This window comes from Vibrio sp. 10N.222.47.A9 (assembly GCF_963872585.1).
Lineage (GTDB): Bacteria > Pseudomonadota > Gammaproteobacteria > Enterobacterales > Vibrionaceae > Vibrio > Vibrio splendidus.
This window is the reverse complement of sequence record NZ_CAWNBB010000055.1, coordinates 56,390-74,236: the sequence shown is the minus strand read 5'-3', so window position 1 is coordinate 74,236 and position 17,847 is coordinate 56,390. Positions and strand designations below refer to the sequence as shown.

Here is a 17,847-nt window from a genome sequence, read left to right as displayed (position 1 = left end):
AGGCAGTTGATACTGATATCGACATGGAAATATAAAAAGGAAATATAATGAAAATGATGAGAAAAACATTGTTGGCTTCAGCAATGCTTACTCTATTTAGCGTCAGTAGTTATGCAAAAACACCTATTGATTTAGGCGTTGTTAATGAAGACAAACTTATTGAAATGCTAGTTAGACAAGGCTTAGTCGACCAAGATGCAACCGATGTGGCAAAACACGACGCACTTGACCGTTACTTAAAAAATAAGATCAATTCCGGTTTTAAAGGCGACGCTCAATTCGGTAAAAAAGCACTTGAGCAACGAGCGAAAATACTCAAAGCCATCGAAAAAGGATCCGGTGTTAAAAAAGCGAGTGTCTTTGCTTTAGAAGTCGGCACCAAGCGTACCGATAAAGTACTCGCTCTGTTGGTCGATTTCCCTGATTTGAACTGGGATAATAACAAGCTGACCGAAGAGCACACGCAAATGCTCTACGAGAGCTACAACCCTGAACATTATCAAGAGTTGTTGTTTTCAAATTCTGGCTACACAGGGCCAAATGGCGAAAACCTAATCTCGATGCGTCAGTATTACCAAAGCGAATCAGGTGATAGTTACAGCGTTGCAGGTCAAGCGGCAGGTTGGTATCGCGCCTCTAAGCCTGCGTCATTCTATGGTGGTAACTCCCCGACGACCGACAACGACTTAAACGCACAAGAACTGGTTCGTGAAGCACTGAATCAATTGGCTCAAGACCCGAATATCAACCTATCCGATTACGACATCGAAGATCGTTACGATTACGACGGTGACGGAAACTTCCGTGAACCGGATGGTGTGATTGATCACCTAATGGTATTCCACGCATCTGTTGGCGAAGAAGCCGGTGGTGGCGTATTAGGCCCTGATGCTATCTGGTCTCACCGATTCAACCTTGGTCGCACACATGTGCTTGAAGGTACCTCTAGCTCGCTTCCCGACCGCTTTGGTGGCCAATACGCGGCATTTGATTACACCATTCAACCGATTGATGCAGCAGCTGGTGTCTGTGCTCACGAGTATGGCCATGATTTAGGCTTACCAGACGAGTACGACACGCAATACACAGGCAAGGGTGAACCAGTATCTTACTGGTCAATCATGTCTTCAGGCAGCTGGGCTGGCAAAATTGGTGGCACACAACCAACGGCATTCAGCTCTTGGGCAAAGCACTTCCTACAAAAATCGATTGGTGGTCGCTGGGTTAACGATGACCAGATCTCAATTGCTGATTTAGAAGACAACCCACAGGTTTATACGCTGTTCCAAACCACGGATAACAGCCGTCCGAACATGATTAAAGTGGATCTTCCAGAAAAACAGATCGAAGGTTTAAAACCGTTTGCTGGTGAGTATTCGTTCCACTCTCAAAAAGGCGATGACCTGAAAAACAGCATGACTCGCAAGTTGGTGATTCCAGCGGGTGATTCTGCATTGCTTTCGTTCAAAGCGTGGTATGAAATAGAGAAAGACTACGACTTCGCTCGCGTACTAATCAACGGACAAGCAATAGCTGGCAACATCACCTCAATGGATGACCCATACAATACAGGCCTCGTTCCTGCTATTGGCGGCGAATCTGGCGGGTGGATTGACGCTGAGTTTGACGTATCACAATGGGTAGGCCAAGAAGTAGAGCTTTCGTTTGAGTACATCACCGATGGTGGCTTGGCTATGGAAGGTTTCTATTTGGATAACCTCAGTGTGGTCGTGGATGGTGAAGTAACCTCAATAGACGATGGAGAAAGCAACTCCACCTTCGCCCTAAATGGCTACAAGCTAAGTAATGGATTCCACCAAGCGCAACACTACTACCTACTGCAATGGCGTAGCCACATGGACGTTGATGAAGGCCTAGCCAACATCAAACGCATGGGCCAACTCATCTCATTCGATCCAGGTTTGATCATTTGGTACGTAGACGAGTCGCTGACTGATAACTGGGTAGGCAAACACCCAGGTGAAGGTTGGTTAGGCGTGGTCGATGCAGACCAGAATGCCATGACTTGGGAAAAATCCGGTGAAGTCGCTCAAACTCGTTATCAAGTTCGTGATGCTGCGTTTTCACTCAAAGATCATACCCCAATGCGTCTTGTGAACAGCGACGATGATGTACTTGAAGATACCAGTTTGGTTGGCAATGCTAGCTTCTCTGACGACCAAGATTACACCTCTCCACAAGCGCCTGATTCAGGGCGTATTCTAACGGAGTTTGGCTTAGCCGTTGATATTGTGAATCAGAGTGACAACAACGAATACGGCGTGGTTCGCTTATCGAAAGTAAGCCAACACAACGTCGCCCCTACTGCGAACTTCGAGCTCAATGTCACTGGCCTGAACGTTTCTGCACGTAACTTCAGTTCTGATCAAGACGGTGAGATCACCAGTTACTTATGGGACTTTGGCAACGGCACAACAAGTAACGAAGTGGCACCAACTTGGTCTTACGAACAAGCCGGTGAATACACGGTGAACTTGACTGTTGTTGACGACAAAGGCGCTACCGATTCATTTAGCTCCGTAGTGAGTGTTGAATCTCCAAACGCCCTTCCAGAAGCGAGTGCAAAGTACATTCACTTGGGTCGCTGGGTAACCATGTGGTCTACAAGTTCAGACAGCGATGGTCGTGTTGTTGATACCGAGTGGACACTTCCAAACGGAAAGGTGAAACGAGGTCGCACATTCACTTCAATCTTCCCTTCATACGGACAGCACGAGGTGACACTGAAGATAATCGATGACCAAGGTGGGATTACAACTAAGACAATTTTGGTCGACCTGTAGCTCATCTTGGGTCTTAGGTCTTAGGTCTTAGGTCTTAAACGATAGACCATCAAAATAAGTACGCGGCTCTATCACGCGTACTTACAAGCAAGCTTAAGCACTGTTGTCTTCGAGCATGAGCCAAGACAGCAGTTTTAAGGAAACGTTATTATTTAAGCCGTAAGCAAAAGCCCTACCGATTTGGTAGGGCTTTTTATTGGTCGTAGTTCGAGATACTAGGGTTCTAATCACAGTAACGAATTTACTGAACCACCATTCGATGAGCCATTACACAGGCTGCTTTTGAATACGCGATTTACGAGCACTAAATGCGAACAGCAAGATAACAGCTAACACGAATGGCAATACGTAGATATTGAGGTTCTGCCACCCTGCTGTCGATTCTAGCCAACCAGAGAGCATCGCTGTAATAGTCACACAGCCAAAGACAATAAATTCATTAAACGCTTGTGCCTTAGCTTTATTCTGCGATTGGTAGGACTGACTAAACAAACCTGTTGCCGCGATAAACATGAAGTTCCAACCCACACCAAGCACAACTAGAGCCGCTCTGAAGTGCCAAATAGATTCGCCATGAATGTTAATCGCGATACAGACGACGAACAGAATCCCGCCTGCCAAGATCATCATTCTTGAGCCAAACCTCTCGATAAGTGATCCGGTAAAAAATGCAGGTACAAACATGCCCAACACGTGCCACTCAATCACGCCAGCAGCTTTCGTAAAGTCAAAACCACAGCCAATCATTGCCAATGGTGTTGCAGTCATCAAAATGTTCATTACGGCGTAAGCAACCATGGCCGCAAAGACCGCACCAATAAAGTTCGGTGCTTTAACGATCACACCTAAAGGATCGGCTTTGGGAGCCTGACTATTAAAAGAGACTTTAGGAAACTGAATGGTTTGTAAGATGAGTAACGCAAGAATATTCAACCCAATCAAAGAAGCAAAAGCACCAATGTACAAGCCATCTGCTGACCATTGTTGAGACATGATCGCTAAGTTAGGCCCGAGTACCGCCGCCAACACGCCACCAGCCATTGATATTGAAATCGCACGGTGGCGTGCATTTTCGTCACACACTTCGATAGCAGCAAAACGATAAAGCGTGCCAAAACCTATGCCTATTCCAAGTAAGAACGTGGCGAAACAAAACAGATAGAAATTTTGCTGAGACAGTGCGTAGGTGGCAAGACTAGCTCCTGTAATGCCAACCACATTACCAATGCTAAATCCTCGCTTTCTCCCTAACTTGCCTGAAATTAAAGACGCAGGAATAGTGGCTGCCATTAAACCCAAAAACTGCAGCGCAACCGGCAAGGTAATCATGCTCACACTGGGCGCAATCTGCTTACCGATCAAGCCAATCACCGAGATCAGTAATATGTTACCCGTCATCAACAAGGCCTGACACAGTGAGAGCAGCCAAACATTTCTATTCATCTTCGTTCCTAAATATGAGCACAGTTGGTCAATAGACCAAATAATCAACAAAGTCGCAACACTTTGTTACTCATAGCAACTCTACAAAGCGGCCAATAGAGCAATATCAATAGTTACCACCATATGACTTTGATTAACGTTACTTAAGACGCTAGAGTTGAAATTATCATTACTTAAGATAATAATAATTTTCTGTTATTTATAAGCTTTAGCATTTGAAGGTGAGTATGATCAATCCACTTTGGCTCAATACATTTAAGACTCTGGTTGAAGTTGGACATTTCACCCAAACCGCAGAAAAGTTGTACATGACACAACCAGGGGTCAGCCAGCACATCAAGAAGCTTGAACAAGCTTGCAATTGTGACCTGTTATCGAGAGAAAATAAAAGCTTCGAGCTGACCGAACAGGGTCGGATTATGTATCGCTATGCGCTCAAGCTAGAAAAAGACCAAGAAGATTTATTCGAATCTCTGAGTTTTGATAATCCTTATGCTGGGCAATGTCACCTGTCTTGCTCTGGTTCACTCTCTTTACGTCTGTATCCCAAGCTTCTTGAACTTCAGCAGCAACACCAAGATCTGAGCATTAACTTAGAAGCCGCTCCAAACAAAAAGATATTGAACGACCTGATCCAAGGCACCACCGATATCGGCATTGTTAGGCACTCCCCAAACGACAGTTACTATCAGAGCCAAGTCATTGGTAAAGAAGCACTGTGTCTTATTGTCCATCACAGCTTTGTTGATTTAGAGATAACGCCGCAAGTACTTCATGACATTGGCCTGATTGCGCACCCAGATTCTGCTCACTACCTGTCTTTGTATTTCGATCTGTGTGGAGACAAGGATCTCGCGAACATCAACGTTAATGAAATACCAAGATCTGGCTACATCAATCAGCTTCACCAGATCTTGCTGCCAGTATCGAAAGGGTTAGGCTTTACCGTCTTACCGGCTGGCGCCGTTGAGCACTTCCCAGAAAGAGACAAGTTGCACGTTGTGCCACCCAAAGTAGAGGTTGAGGAAATACTGTATCTGGTTCAAAAACGAAACAGAAAACTGCCGCACCGATACGATACAGTTATCGATCTTATCAAACAAAACGTGAGTGGTTAGAAGCGTTGATTAGTTGATTCAATTTAAAGCCTTTAACCCAAAAGGTTAAAGGCTTTAATACTGAAGTGCTTGTTATTCAGACAGTAATCGCGATAAGACAGCAACTGTAATATACCGACGAAGCAAAGCGGCTTATTCCAAGGTGTGGAGAACCTCACACGCTCGCTCGAAGTCATAATTATCTAACGCACGTTGTACATCGTTAAGCGCAGCAGAACTTGGATACTCTGCAAGTAACTCGGCCACGTATTGCGTTGCATCGTTATCGTAAGCTTCCAGCAGCGAGAGCAGCTTAACCCTTTGATCTTCTTTGACCACGGTTCCCATCGCACTCGCTTCACTCATGTATTCTACTTGTGGCTTCACAATCAGGCTTTCCGTTGCTGTAATAAGCTCAACTAACCTCGCCTCACCTTCTCTGAGGGCTTGCTCATCACACAAACGATTGTGAGCTTTATCTTCTAACTCTCCCATCAAATCAGCAAACCGGAGGCCGCCAATCGACGCTGCCATACTTTTCAATGTATGCAGGTTTCTTTCAAGCGTAATCCAATCGTCTTGTGCCAAATTATCAAACGCATCAACCATCATACTTGGCGCACTGCTATGGAACTTCCCAACCAGTTTATTTTGTAGTTCCGCATCATGATGAGTGAGCTGTTCAAATCGTTGCTGAGAAAACACACTGATCACATCAATGCTGTTAGGTTGACTTGTTAGACCTTCGAGTTGTTCTGCCTGCCTATCTAACGACGCTACTTTCCCTTCTACCATCACCTCCGGCACGATGTATTTGATGATCAAAGAAGTCGCTTTATCGATGATAATCGGCTTGTCTAAGAAGTCCGTTACACCTGCGTCTCTTGCTCTTTGCTTCGCATCAGCAAACACATTGGCGGACATCGCGATAATAGGAACCTGCGTATCAAACTCACGGATCTGACGCGTCGCTTCAAAGCCATCCATTACGGGCATTTGAAGATCCATAAGAATCATTTCATAGTCATTATTTTCGGCTAGCACTACCGCCTCTTTCCCGTTCTCGGCCAAGTCAGCGTTCAACTTCGATCGCTTTAAAAATGCCAATGCTAGGTCTTGGTTTAATTCATTGTCTTCAACCAGTAATACCTTTTGCCCTTTGAACTCGATGTGATAATCCAACTTGAGCTCTTGTGATTTAAAGTGCGCCAGTTCTTCTGAATCTGACCTAGGCAAAGTGAGAACGAAAAAGAACTCACTGCCCTTACCCAAAACACTTTCGACTGAAATTTTACTGCCCATGGCTTGCACGAGCTTTTGACTGATATTTAGCCCTAAGCCAGTACCTCCAAACTTTCTCGTGGTAGTACTATCTGCCTGACTGAATGCTTGAAAGAGCTTGTGCCTATTTTCTTCTGAAATGCCAATCCCTGTATCGGAAACAACCACCTTCATACTCACGCTGCGATCATTGGATTCGAGATGAGTAACATTCAAAGTCACGTTCCCATGCGATGTAAATTTGATGGCATTACCAATCAAGTTAAGAATGACTTGGAATAGTCTTAACGGGTCGCCAATCAACGGAGTATCTAGCTCTGGATCTATCGACATAGACAACTTAAGTTGCTTCTCATCCGCTTTCGATTCCATCAACTCAATGACATCTTGGAATGTCGTCACGGGATCAAATGGGATGCTATCAATGACAAGCTGTCCCGCCTCTATCTTAGAGAAGTCGAGGATGTCGTTAATGATGCTTAACAGTGAATGCCCCGAACGGTGCACTTTCTCAATATAGTTTCGAGCAACAGGATTAGATATTTCGCCAATGGCCAGATAAGACAAACCAATTATTGCGTTCATTGGCGTTCTAATTTCGTGACTCATATTGGCTAAGAATTCCGATTTAGCTTGGCTAGCTAGATCGGCTCTCTGTTTCTCTTCTTCAAGTTGTTCGTTTAGGCGTTTCATTTCTGAAATATCGAATGCCCAAAATAGTGTTGCTACTTCCCCATCAAGCTCAAGCAAGTAGTAACTAACAAGAGCCACAAAACTACTTCCACCAAACTTCCTAAGCACTAATTCTCGGTTTACTACTTTACCTTTGAGGTTGAGCTCTTTGTATAGCGAATCACGATCAGACAAAGAGTTATAAATAGTTTCAACATTTATAGAGTTCAACTCTGTCCGTTCTACTCCAAACAGACGCTTCGCAGTATCATTCGCATAACGAACCTGTTCCTCGACAACCACACTCGCTGCTATTGGTGAAGTGTTCAAAATGTTATAAAGCTGATGTTGTGCTTTGCGAAGCGCTTCTGTCGCGTCATTGGCAATCGCTATTTGCTTTGTGAGTTTTCTATTCCAAAATACGATGATTAAGACGATCACCAACGAAAAAAGTGAAATGGTATAAACCAACTCATAATCAACTTTCTCGATCGATTTTGGCGCAGCCCATTTAGCGGATATTTTTTGGTGATCTTCAGCGGAAATACTGCCAATTGCTTTGTTCACAATAGACAAGAGTAAGGGTTCTGACTTGATGACATGGAACGTTGGCGACAAAAAGAAATCCAATCGACCAATAATACCAATCCCTCGATAGCCAAATGAATCGATCAAGTAATTGAGGATGTCAACGGTATCAATTATAGCGTCAAGGTCACCAGAATCGACCCGTTCTAAGCCATCATTAGTTGCTGCTACAAGAGACCAGTTTATATCTGGGTAACTGTCTACGATGGCTTCTGTGTTGGCGCCTCCCTCTAAAATACCGATTTTCCAACCAGCAGCTTCTTCTAAGACAAGGCTATTCACATCTCGCCTAGAGGCAATGGCCAAACGACTAGAAAATAACTGTTTGCCCGCTTTCACGTTTTCGCCAAGTGAACGATTTTCCACCGCAGCGGAGACAAGGTGCACTTGTCTGTGATCCACGAGTCGTCGAGTCTCTTGCCAACTGCCGACATCGACATGCTTCATGCGTAAGCCTGTTTTCTGTTCAATCAGCTTAAGGTAATCATCGATCATCCCGATGTATTCCCCGGAGCCCGACACGGCCTCATAAGGCAAAGAGTTAGGATCAATACCGATTTTCAAAACTGGATTAGACTTTACCCATTGACGTTCATTTTGGTTGAGGTTCAGAAGTTCGCCAGTCAAGTTGTTTGATTGGTAAATATCTGAGATATAGCGCTGTGCTCCTTCTCCAAAGGTATTAAATTGTTCAATCGCAGGAAAATAAACATAGTTTCCTTCCACTGAATCCACATCAAAATAGAACGTCATAAACCCGGCATTGCTGCTACCCGTTTGTGTTTTATATCCAGCGCCTTTCGTCACCGATGACAGCTTAGACGTGTTTTTTCTCTCCAATGATGGCGTTGATACATCGCCTAAAAACCAAGATTCAAGCGGTCGTTTATTATTGTCTGCGAGCGCCGTGATCACAGTGAAAGTATTATCTGCATCAAATATATCAAAAATCTTAGGCAACTCTTCAAAACGGTCATTTACGATAAAATAAGCGGATACCTGAGCGATAATATCGGCTTTCTTCAGAACCGGAGTCAAATCGTTCTTAACTTGTGTTCTAAGAATTTGTTCGAAATCGCTATCTTCATTCTTGAGATTTCTCAATGCAGCATTAAAGCGATCTCTTAATTCAGAGCCTCTAAAATCAACATAGATGGGGTAGCTCACTTTATATTCTTCATGCAGCTCAATTTCACGCATTTCAATAAACCGCGTGTTAGTCACAAACCAAGTTAACACGCGTCTTTCTACCATCAATAAGTCTACATTTTGAGCTCTCAATTGGGAGAACGCTGATTCCAAGCTATCGAGATCTTCTGTACGTTCAATACTCAATTGGCTATTCAGTACTTCTACCGAGTTTTTAATTGGTGATGTTTCATCAAATAGCAAAGCACCCAATGACAGATTCTTTGCTGACTTTAAATCCAAGTTACGCCTCTTTAATGAGACAGGGACAAAATCAACATCCATAACCTTATCACTGACGAAGTGCAACGAAGGGTCGTCAAGTTGAACGCCTGAAACAAATGATATTGAGTTGTTGTTATCGATAGCTTGCCTAGCAGCACTTCGAGGAAGAGTGACAACGTCACCAAGCCGAAAGCCCATATCATTCAAAGCTCTTTGCATCAGGTCATGCTCTAGCCCTACTGACGTGCTATCTGGGTACATGTAAGGTGGATTCCCGAAGCCAAATACACCTTTCACTGGAGAGCGGTAAGGCGAACCATCTAACCATTTAGATAGAATTCGGTTCTTTTTACTTATATCAAACGTCTCAATTTGTTGATTCAATAAGCTAAGCAATTCAATGTCGCTAGAACGAACAACCATAGCCGCCTTTATATTTTTCCAACGATCGAGTACGTAATTAACCGCTAGATTTTCTACACCACTTTTATGAGCAAGATCCATTGTGGTCACAGGTTCAGCCAGCAGGCCATCAACAGAACCATCCTCCAAAGCTCGAATAGCATCAATGGAAGTATCAAACTCAACCGCCTCAATAGAGCTAAGCTGCACACCAGAACGCTCCAGGTCGATACTTTCTCGTACCATGGCAATTCGCCTTTTGGCCTCTTGCTCTATTTTATTATTGAGATGATCTTCGGTAGGAAGAATGACGGCAATTTGATATGAAATATAGGGGTCGGTTTGAAGGAAGCGTCCTCCGGCACTTGGATCAAACTGTTGAAAAGGAAATACGTTTCCCTTTCCGTCTAACAGAGCTTGCTTTGCTTCAGAGTGAGAGTCCACGCTAATGAAATTAACTTTGACTTTAAATCGCTCTTCAAGATCATTAGCCCAGTCACGAATGATGCCATCAACTTTTCCATCGTCACCGATAAATGAGTAAGGATAATGGCTGGACAGCGCAATGAATGTCACTTCAAGTTTAGTATCTTGCCATCGGTTTTCTTCTTGATCGGGTGCCGTTTCTGCATTCACGCTTGTCACAAAACTCGCCAAGGCAATGAGCAAAAATAGGGATTTAACGTAACGACTAATCAGTACAACCCAACGATCACTCATCTCTAAATTTCTCTTTAATTGCTAGAATCTCAGGTAACTTTAGAAAAAATATATCGACGATAGTCGGATCAAAATGCTTGCCTTTCTGTTCTTCAAACAAGCTCAGCGCCTCATCGACACTCCAAGCCTTCTTATAAGGACGCTCTGCTGTCAGGGCATCAAATACGTCAGCAACGGCCGCAATTTGTCCGACCAATGGAATATCTTCGCCGGCTATCTGGTTTGGGTAGCCACTGCCATCCCACTTTTCATGGTGATACTGCGCGACTTGAATGGCTATACGCATCAGTTTGGAATCGCCCTGCCTACCAAGGATTTCAACACCGAACTCGACGTGTTTCTGCATGGTAATCCATTCATCGGCATCCAATTTCCCTGGTTTCAGTAACACACTGTCAGGAATGCCAATCTTGCCAATATCATGCATTGGCGCTGCATCACGCAAAGTCTCGGCATCTTCGTCTGTCATGCCCAAGGCTTTGGCTAATATCTCGCAATAATGGCTCATGCGCATAACGTGCATGCCCGTCTCGTTATCTTTAAATTCAGCCGCTCTACCCAATATGTTGAGCGTTTCCAGTTTGCCGAGATTGATCTCTTGGGTTTTCTCTTTCACCTGACTAAACAACGCGCGTTGCTGGTCATAAAGAGCAATATGGGTTTTTACACGTTGTAGTGCAATTTCAGGTGTAATTGGCTTCGTTAAATAATCAACAGCACCTAAGGACAAGCCTTTTACTTCGGCTTCAGGGCCAATCTTCGCGGTAACGAATATAATGGGGATATGCGCAGTATTTGGCTGAGCTTTTAATTGACGGCACACTTCGTAGCCATCGATGTCAGGCATCATAATATCAAGGAGAATAAGATCTGGCTGCGGCACCATCTTCGCTATTTTGATACCGATAGTACCGTTAATCGCGACCTTAACTTGATAGGTATTTTTGAGGATTGCCGTTAACACATCTAAGTTACTTGGGGTGTCATCCACGACTAACACTATAGGTTTACGACTCATTGACACCTCGTATAAAAATCAAACAGTTATAAACATAGTGTAGATGGGTTTTCGTACCTCTCAACATGAAAATGACAAATGATTGTTAAAAATGAAGAGTCGATCTTCGAGTGACATCAAACTAACGGTTTGATCCTCGTCTGATGTCAAAAATACGGCAGAGATTAGCGTATAACACAAGAGGGAATATGCTGTCTTGGACATATGAACCATACGAAAAGAGCTCCTCATATGGGAGCTCTTTTCATTTCGGCAACTAGGGGGTTAAGCAGGCTAGAGACCCAGTAACCTAACGACCAGAATAATACATACAGATTCGAACACCATCGAACTCACGAATCTCAAATGGGATCTCGTAGATCGACTCCATCACTGATTTTTCAACCACTTCCGAAACCTTACCCGACTTAACCACTTGGCCCTTCTTCATCGCCACAATGTTATCTGAGTAACAAGAAGCAAAGTTGATGTCGTGAATCACGATCACCACCGCTTTATTAAACTCATGCGCTAAGCGACGCAGCGTCTGCATGATTTCAACCGAGTGTTTAATATCTAGGTTATTCAGAGGCTCATCTAAGAACACGTAATCTGTATCTTGCGCCACAACCATCGCGATAAACGCCATTTGACGCTGACCGCCACTCAATTCATCAAGGTATTTGTTTTGAATGTCGGTAATGCCAAGGTGCTCTAGCGCTGTATCGACGATCTTATGATCTTCGTCTTTCAAGCGACCCTGTGAATGCGGAAAACGACCAAAACAGACCAACTCACGAATCGTAAATCGCATATTGATGTTGTTTGATTGTCTTAACACGGCAAGGTGCTTGGCTAGCTCTTTGGTATCCCATTCAGCCAGTAATTTATCGCCGATAACGACCTCGCCCGCATCACTTTCGGTTAAGCGGCTCGCCATTGAAAGTAGCGTACTTTTACCCGCACCATTTGGGCCAATGATAGAAGTCACTTCTCCTTTAGGGAACATAGCACTGGCATCATCAACCACGAGTGACTTGCCATACTTCTTAGTTAAACCTGTTAATTTAATCACTACTTACTACCTTTACTGAATTCTGGTGCGTAACAACAAGAACATAAAATACAAACCACCGACTAAGTTAATGATCACACTCACTGTGGTTTCAAACGCCATTACTTTTTCGATAAACCATTGGCCTGAAACCAAGAGCACTACCGCTAACAAACTACTTGCGATGATAAGCACACGATGCTGATAAGATCGGAATATCTGGCGAGCTAAACTCACGGTGATTAAACCAAAGAACAGCACTGGGCCAACCAAAGCCGTAGATACTGCCACCATTACCGACACAATCACCAAAGTAATCTGAGTCAGTCGTTTGGTGTTCACACCCAAGCTTGTAGCGTTATCAACACCAAGCCAAAGTACATCAAGCTTAGGCGCTAACAACCACAGGCCAAGCAAGCTCAAACCTAATGGAATAAGGCTGAGGTAAACCAGTTCACCTTTCACGTTATTGAAGCTTGCGAACATCACATTCTGCAGCACCGCAAATTCATTGGGATCAATCAACATCGCAAGGAAGTTCGCTAAGCTCGAGAATACGCTGCCACACACGATGCCTATTAAAAGCAGTGTGAATACGTTATTTCGCTTGCTCTTAAAGTAGAAATGGAACAGAGCAAACGAGAACAAGATCATCACAGTTACAGACATCGAAAAGTTTGCGATTGAATCAATCACCCAGAAACTGGTACTGCCAAACACAAACAGAAGTACCGTTTGAACCAGCATATACAAGCTATCAAAGCCCAAGATGGATGGGGTTAGAATTCGATTATTAGTAATGGTTTGGAACACCAATGACGATGCAGAAATCGCCACCGCCGCCAACACAATTGACAGTAGTTTAGGTAGTCGCAGAGACAAGAAGAACTCATAGTTATCCCACGTAAGTCCCTGCCCCACAAATACTGCCGCCATACACAAAGACGCGATGGCCAGAATCGCAATTTTTACTGAATCACGCATTCGACTTGTCTCTCATGATTAGGTAGATAAAAATCAAGCCACCAAAGATGCTGATTACCATCGAGATTGGAATCTCATAAGGGAAGATGACGATTCGAGCTAACAAGTCACAAGCCAATACCAAGATCACGCCCCAATAGGCTGTCCAAGGCAGAATCTTCTTCATGTTATCGCCCATCATCAGCGACACGATATTCGGCACGATAAGGCCAAGGAATGGGATAACACCGACGATCATCACTACAGAAGAGGCACAGATAGCGACCAATGCAACACCAATGAAGACGATCTTCTGGTAATTCAAGCCGATGTTTTTCGCAAAGCTCTCGCCAATACTCGCCGCACTGAACTGACTCGCGAAGTAGTAAGCCAACACACAAGCAGGCACTGCGAGGTAAAGAATTTCATAGCTGCCTTGCAACACACTCGCAAAGTTCGCCATTGTCCATGCCGACATGGTTTGTACTAAGTCGTACTTATAAGCAATAAAGGTTGTTAGAGACGAAACAACGTTGCCATACATGATGCCAATCAAAGGCACCAATACCGCGTTCTTAAACTTAAGGTGTTGTAGAAAGCGGACCAATAGCATGGTGCCAAACACTGCAAACGCGAAGATAAAGCCTAAGTAGCTCCATTGCGCTGTATTGCCTAGCACTAGAATACCGACTATGTACCCAAGCATGGCGCAGTCAATGGTGCCCATAGTCGAAGGCGCGGCAAACTTGTTCTGCACGATCTGTTGCATGATCAAGCCAGCGACACTCAAGCCCGCACCGGCAAGCACAATCGCGAACAGTCGAGGGATTCGACTGACAACATAAATAGAGTTGGCGTGTTGGTTGCCATTGAAGAAGTCGCTAAAACTGATCTCAGCGACTCCAATCATCAATGACATAACGCATAACACAACAAGAAATACAGCAGCGGCAATGGGTTTCAACATAGAAATAATACTAAAGGTAGGGCTCTTTGAGTCCGTATGAAAAGTGAAAAAGGGCTTATAAGAACGCTCTTATAAGCCCAAAAATCTGATGATTGATGACTATTGAATCGTTCGTTCAATGTCGCCAAGCATTCTGTGAATCGCTGTCACGCCACCACCCGCCAAATACCAAGCACTTGAATCAAGGTAAACGATGTTGCCTTGCTGCGCTGCAGGTGTCGCCGCAACTAATGGGTTATCAAACAGCTGTTGTGCGCGACCTTCTGATTTGCCAATCGCTTTTTCGCGGTCAAGAACGTAAAGCACTTCAGGTTTTGCGTCAGCAATGTATTCGAACGAGATTAGGTTGCCGTGAGTCCCTTTAATTGGAGCCACTGTCGCACTCTTTGACTCCTCGAAACCAAAATCATCAAAAATGATCGAGAAGCGACTGCCCTTATTGAACATCGCAATGTTGTTGCCGTTGTTCATCAGCATCATTGCTGAAGTTTCGTCAGACGCGACTTTGTCGTTTACCGCAGTGATAGACGCTTGAGTCTCTTTGATGATCGCTTCTACTTCAGCTTGCTTACCAAAGATGTCACCTAGCGCGCGCCAGTTTTGCTGAGCATCAGCCCAGTATTTATCACCTTCAATAGAGAACATGACCGTTGGAGCGATTTGTGCCAGCTTGTCGTAAACCTTAAGCATGCGGTTTTCCGCGATAATGATGTCAGGCTTCAACATGTAGATAGCTTCAAAATCAGGTTCACTCAATGATCCTGTATTTGCTGTCGTTTCTTTGTACGAAGCTAGGTAATCGGGCAGCAAGCTATGAGGCGCACCAACTGGCTGTACACCAATTTGATCAAGCACATCCAAGCTACCAAAGCCAAGTACCACAACGCGCTGTGGTACTTCAGTAAACTGCGCCGTGCCCTTTACGTGTTCAATGGTCACGGTTTTCGCTTGAGCGGTCATCAGTAATGATGATGCAAGAACGATGGCAAGCCCGCTTAACAACTGGCGAACTGAATTGATTGTTTTCTTCATGTTTCTTCCTTTGCCATTGATACTAACCACCACTCATGACAATGAAAGTCACATTACTCATAGGCGAGTATGGTGCGTACACAACGGCTAAATAACGATAATTTAAAGTCTGTCATTGCTTTGATAACAAACCCGTAACGCAATTGAGAACTATTATCAATTATATTTGTGTTAAACTGGCGGCACAACAACTTTATTATTCAGAAACGTAAAAGTGAGTATTCATATTTTGCGTAGTCAGGAGAGATACTAGGGATCAGAAATAACAAAAAGACGCGAAGAGGAAAATGATCATCAATCTGAAGAATAAACTGATGGGGAAAAGTGCTCGAAAACCCTGTAATTACAACGCTAAATCTCAGAGTCACGAATTGAAATTTACAATGTAAAGATTATATATAACAGAGACTTAATCATCACTAAATTAGCTGAACAAATAAAACCACTAATGACAAAGAACACAAAGCGGTGCAAAGCCAAACATCGGTCAGGTATCATGGTGAATTATCGGTCCTTCGCTCATTTAACTCTCAACAAGCGACGGCAAATCAATCAAAAATATTTTTAATATTTAATTAAAAATAGAGTTGCAATTCAAAAAACTAGGCGTATAGTGCGCCACTTGGCTCTAATCTATAGAGCTGTTAATGCTAAAGTAAGTCCAAGTTCCTCAAAGACAGTTCTCGATTTCCTCGTTACACCATCTCTGCGTCAGCTTTCACCTAGATAGTCATTCAATAGCTTTTAAATTCGATCCTCACTACCGATCTATCGTCATTCGCTCTTTTGCTAGCGAAGTCAAAATAGATCGATCACTTAAATATAAATGTAATAAACACAAGGCACAGTTATGTCACGCAGAACAACACGACAAACCCATTGGTACCAACTATCACGCGACAAATCAGTCAATAAACTAAAAGGTAATAAATGCTCAAGATTAAAATAGACTTACACAAAGAAGAAATTTCATGGGTCACAGAGATTCGACAGCTCAATAGCGATATACTCCACCGCCACATATTGCCCAAGCTACAACATCACAGTTATCTCATCGATTTTGAATTTAATGAACGAGAAAGCATCGGAACTATTGTTTCAGGCAACGGAAACACCCTAGGACATTTCACACTCCTATAGCATTTCCCATAGGCTACAAAAAGAAACACCGTTTAGTCCCAAAGATGTAAAAGATGTCACCCTCAATTCGCTCTAGCAGAACAAAATAGAGTAGAAGTAAAACAGAACAGAAACCTAGCCCTTTTTGCATTTCACACGCGGCTAACGCTAGCTAGGTTATCGTACTTCTATTGAAACCAACTTATATCAAACTCTGAATCACCAATGAGTCATTATCATTGCGTTAACGGTATCGACCTTAACTTCTGATCAAGAGTATATAAGTGTTCTGCAGCTTGCATGTGTTGAGGGTAATCACTGAATTTCTCACGATTCTCCTCATTCATCTTACATGTCTCATCCACCAGCATTAATTTCCAATACAGCTTTGTTGTATGCAGCATAGCCAGTAAAGGTTTGAATACCTCTTTTTCATAAGCTTGAATCAATTCTTCAATCAACTCATCACGTTCATCTTCACTTGTGATTGAACCATTGGTTGCCGACAACACTTTTTGATACTTCAGGTTTTGTCGAAGCTTATCCATGACTGTTTGGTTTTCTTCCGCTAGCTCAACAAGTTTCGACTTAATGATATTTACCCAATTGGCTTGGCTCAGTACCGTGTCATCAACACTGGTAAAGTCTTCTCGTATCTGTCGCTCCACGTCTTTTTGAGCTTTCTTTAAAACGGCGCGCACCTTTTGAAATGGCAGCTGATATTCCTTACTTAGATCGATAATCAGCTTATGAAAACCACCATTTGGAAGGTGTAAGTTTTCCTTAAACGTCGCCATTGCAGCTTCTTGCTGATCGGTAAGGTGAGTCATTCTGTTTCCTATTCTTTATCACTTATGGTGCTGAGCCCGCGATCATACCACTATATAACCTCGTTTTTTCGGTAACTTGATAGGTTACATCTAGGTACGTACTTAATTTCTCTCAACACGTTATCTTTTGGCTAGTTTTTACACTACTTGGCATTAAATGGTAAGTTTCTATCGATGAATATTCGTACATTAGTCGCACAGGGTATATCGCCAGACAGGAGTCATTACTTACATATGAAAGACAACAGCGAGAAATGAGAAACCATATGACCTATTCAGAATACAAAGAATCCGATCTGCATAAGTGCGTTAGCGTTGGTGCAGAAGCAACGGTATCAATCGCCAAGTTTACCGTTAAAGCCACTACCCTTTTATTTCGATTTTTCCGCTGGCTTGTCGTATCGGCCTATTCATATGTGATGAAGTAATTCTGTATTGGAGTCGTTGTTTTCATTACGACTTATC

Annotated in this window: 12 protein-coding genes; 4 read left to right on the top strand and 8 right to left on the bottom strand. The window is 43.4% G+C overall.

The genetic code is table 11. The annotated features are described in order from the left end of the window. Nucleotides 1-47: 47 nt before the first annotated feature. Nucleotides 48-2,804, top strand: coding sequence for an immune inhibitor A domain-containing protein (locus AACT19_RS18115; RefSeq protein ID WP_076647892.1), 2,757 nt, complete (start codon nt 48-50; stop codon nt 2,802-2,804). A 267-nt stretch (nt 2,805-3,071) separates the two neighbouring features. Here AACT19_RS18115 and AACT19_RS18110 read toward each other — a convergent pair whose 3' ends face one another. Continuing rightward, nucleotides 3,072-4,247: an MFS transporter gene (locus AACT19_RS18110; protein ID WP_054545657.1), complete on the bottom strand. Its 1,176-nt coding sequence runs from the start codon at nt 4,245-4,247 to the stop codon at nt 3,072-3,074. Nucleotides 4,248-4,474: 227 nt separating this feature from the next. Between AACT19_RS18110 and AACT19_RS18105 the strand changes: the two genes are divergently transcribed. Continuing rightward, the gene (locus AACT19_RS18105; protein ID WP_017094732.1) at nt 4,475-5,365 is read left to right on the top strand and encodes a LysR family transcriptional regulator; all 891 of its coding nucleotides are present in this window, start codon (nt 4,475-4,477) and stop codon (nt 5,363-5,365) included. A gap of 132 nt (nt 5,366-5,497) precedes the next feature. Here AACT19_RS18105 and AACT19_RS18100 read toward each other — a convergent pair whose 3' ends face one another. The 6 genes from AACT19_RS18100 to AACT19_RS18075 form a co-directional block, all read right to left on the bottom strand. After that, entirely contained in the window at nt 5,498-10,420 is a 4,923-nt protein-coding gene (locus tag AACT19_RS18100; protein ID WP_076647889.1) for an ATP-binding protein, read from the bottom strand. Beyond that, nucleotides 10,413-11,438, bottom strand: a complete 1,026-nt coding sequence (locus AACT19_RS18095) for an HD-GYP domain-containing protein (RefSeq protein WP_076647886.1) — start codon at nt 11,436-11,438, stop codon at nt 10,413-10,415. Before AACT19_RS18095 ends, AACT19_RS18100 begins: the two co-directional genes overlap by 8 nt. Nucleotides 11,439-11,727: 289 nt before the next feature. After that, the gene (locus AACT19_RS18090; RefSeq protein ID WP_017094730.1) at nt 11,728-12,492 is read right to left on the bottom strand and encodes an iron ABC transporter ATP-binding protein; all 765 of its coding nucleotides are present in this window, start codon (nt 12,490-12,492) and stop codon (nt 11,728-11,730) included. 12 nt (nt 12,493-12,504) lie between these two features. Continuing rightward, nucleotides 12,505-13,455 (bottom strand): iron chelate uptake ABC transporter family permease subunit, encoded by a 951-nt coding sequence (locus AACT19_RS18085; protein WP_076647883.1) that lies wholly within the window; start codon nt 13,453-13,455, stop codon nt 12,505-12,507. Next, nucleotides 13,448-14,401 carry an ABC transporter permease gene (locus AACT19_RS18080; protein WP_076647881.1) on the bottom strand — a complete coding sequence of 318 codons (954 nt, stop codon included), beginning with the start codon at nt 14,399-14,401 and terminating at the stop codon, nt 13,448-13,450. Before AACT19_RS18080 ends, AACT19_RS18085 begins: the two co-directional genes overlap by 8 nt. Nucleotides 14,402-14,500: 99 nt before the next feature. After that, nucleotides 14,501-15,433: a siderophore ABC transporter substrate-binding protein gene (locus tag AACT19_RS18075; protein ID WP_004731599.1), complete on the bottom strand. Its 933-nt coding sequence runs from the start codon at nt 15,431-15,433 to the stop codon at nt 14,501-14,503. A 930-nt stretch (nt 15,434-16,363) separates the two neighbouring features. On the opposite strand from AACT19_RS18075, the gene AACT19_RS18070 reads away from it, so the two are divergent. Continuing rightward, entirely contained in the window at nt 16,364-16,573 is a 210-nt protein-coding gene (locus AACT19_RS18070) for a hypothetical protein (protein WP_004731601.1), read from the top strand. Nucleotides 16,574-16,788: 215 nt separating this feature from the next. On the opposite strand, the gene AACT19_RS18065 is transcribed toward AACT19_RS18070, so the two are convergent. Next, a complete protein-coding gene (locus tag AACT19_RS18065) occupies nt 16,789-17,382 on the bottom strand; it encodes a hypothetical protein (protein ID WP_076647878.1) in 594 nt (197 codons plus the stop codon). Between the two features lie 266 nt (nt 17,383-17,648). Here AACT19_RS18065 and AACT19_RS18060 point away from each other — a divergent pair, with 266 nt between their 5' ends. After that, nucleotides 17,649-17,810 (top strand): hypothetical protein, encoded by a 162-nt coding sequence (locus AACT19_RS18060; protein WP_162838714.1) that lies wholly within the window; start codon nt 17,649-17,651, stop codon nt 17,808-17,810. Nucleotides 17,811-17,847: the final 37 nt, after the last annotated feature.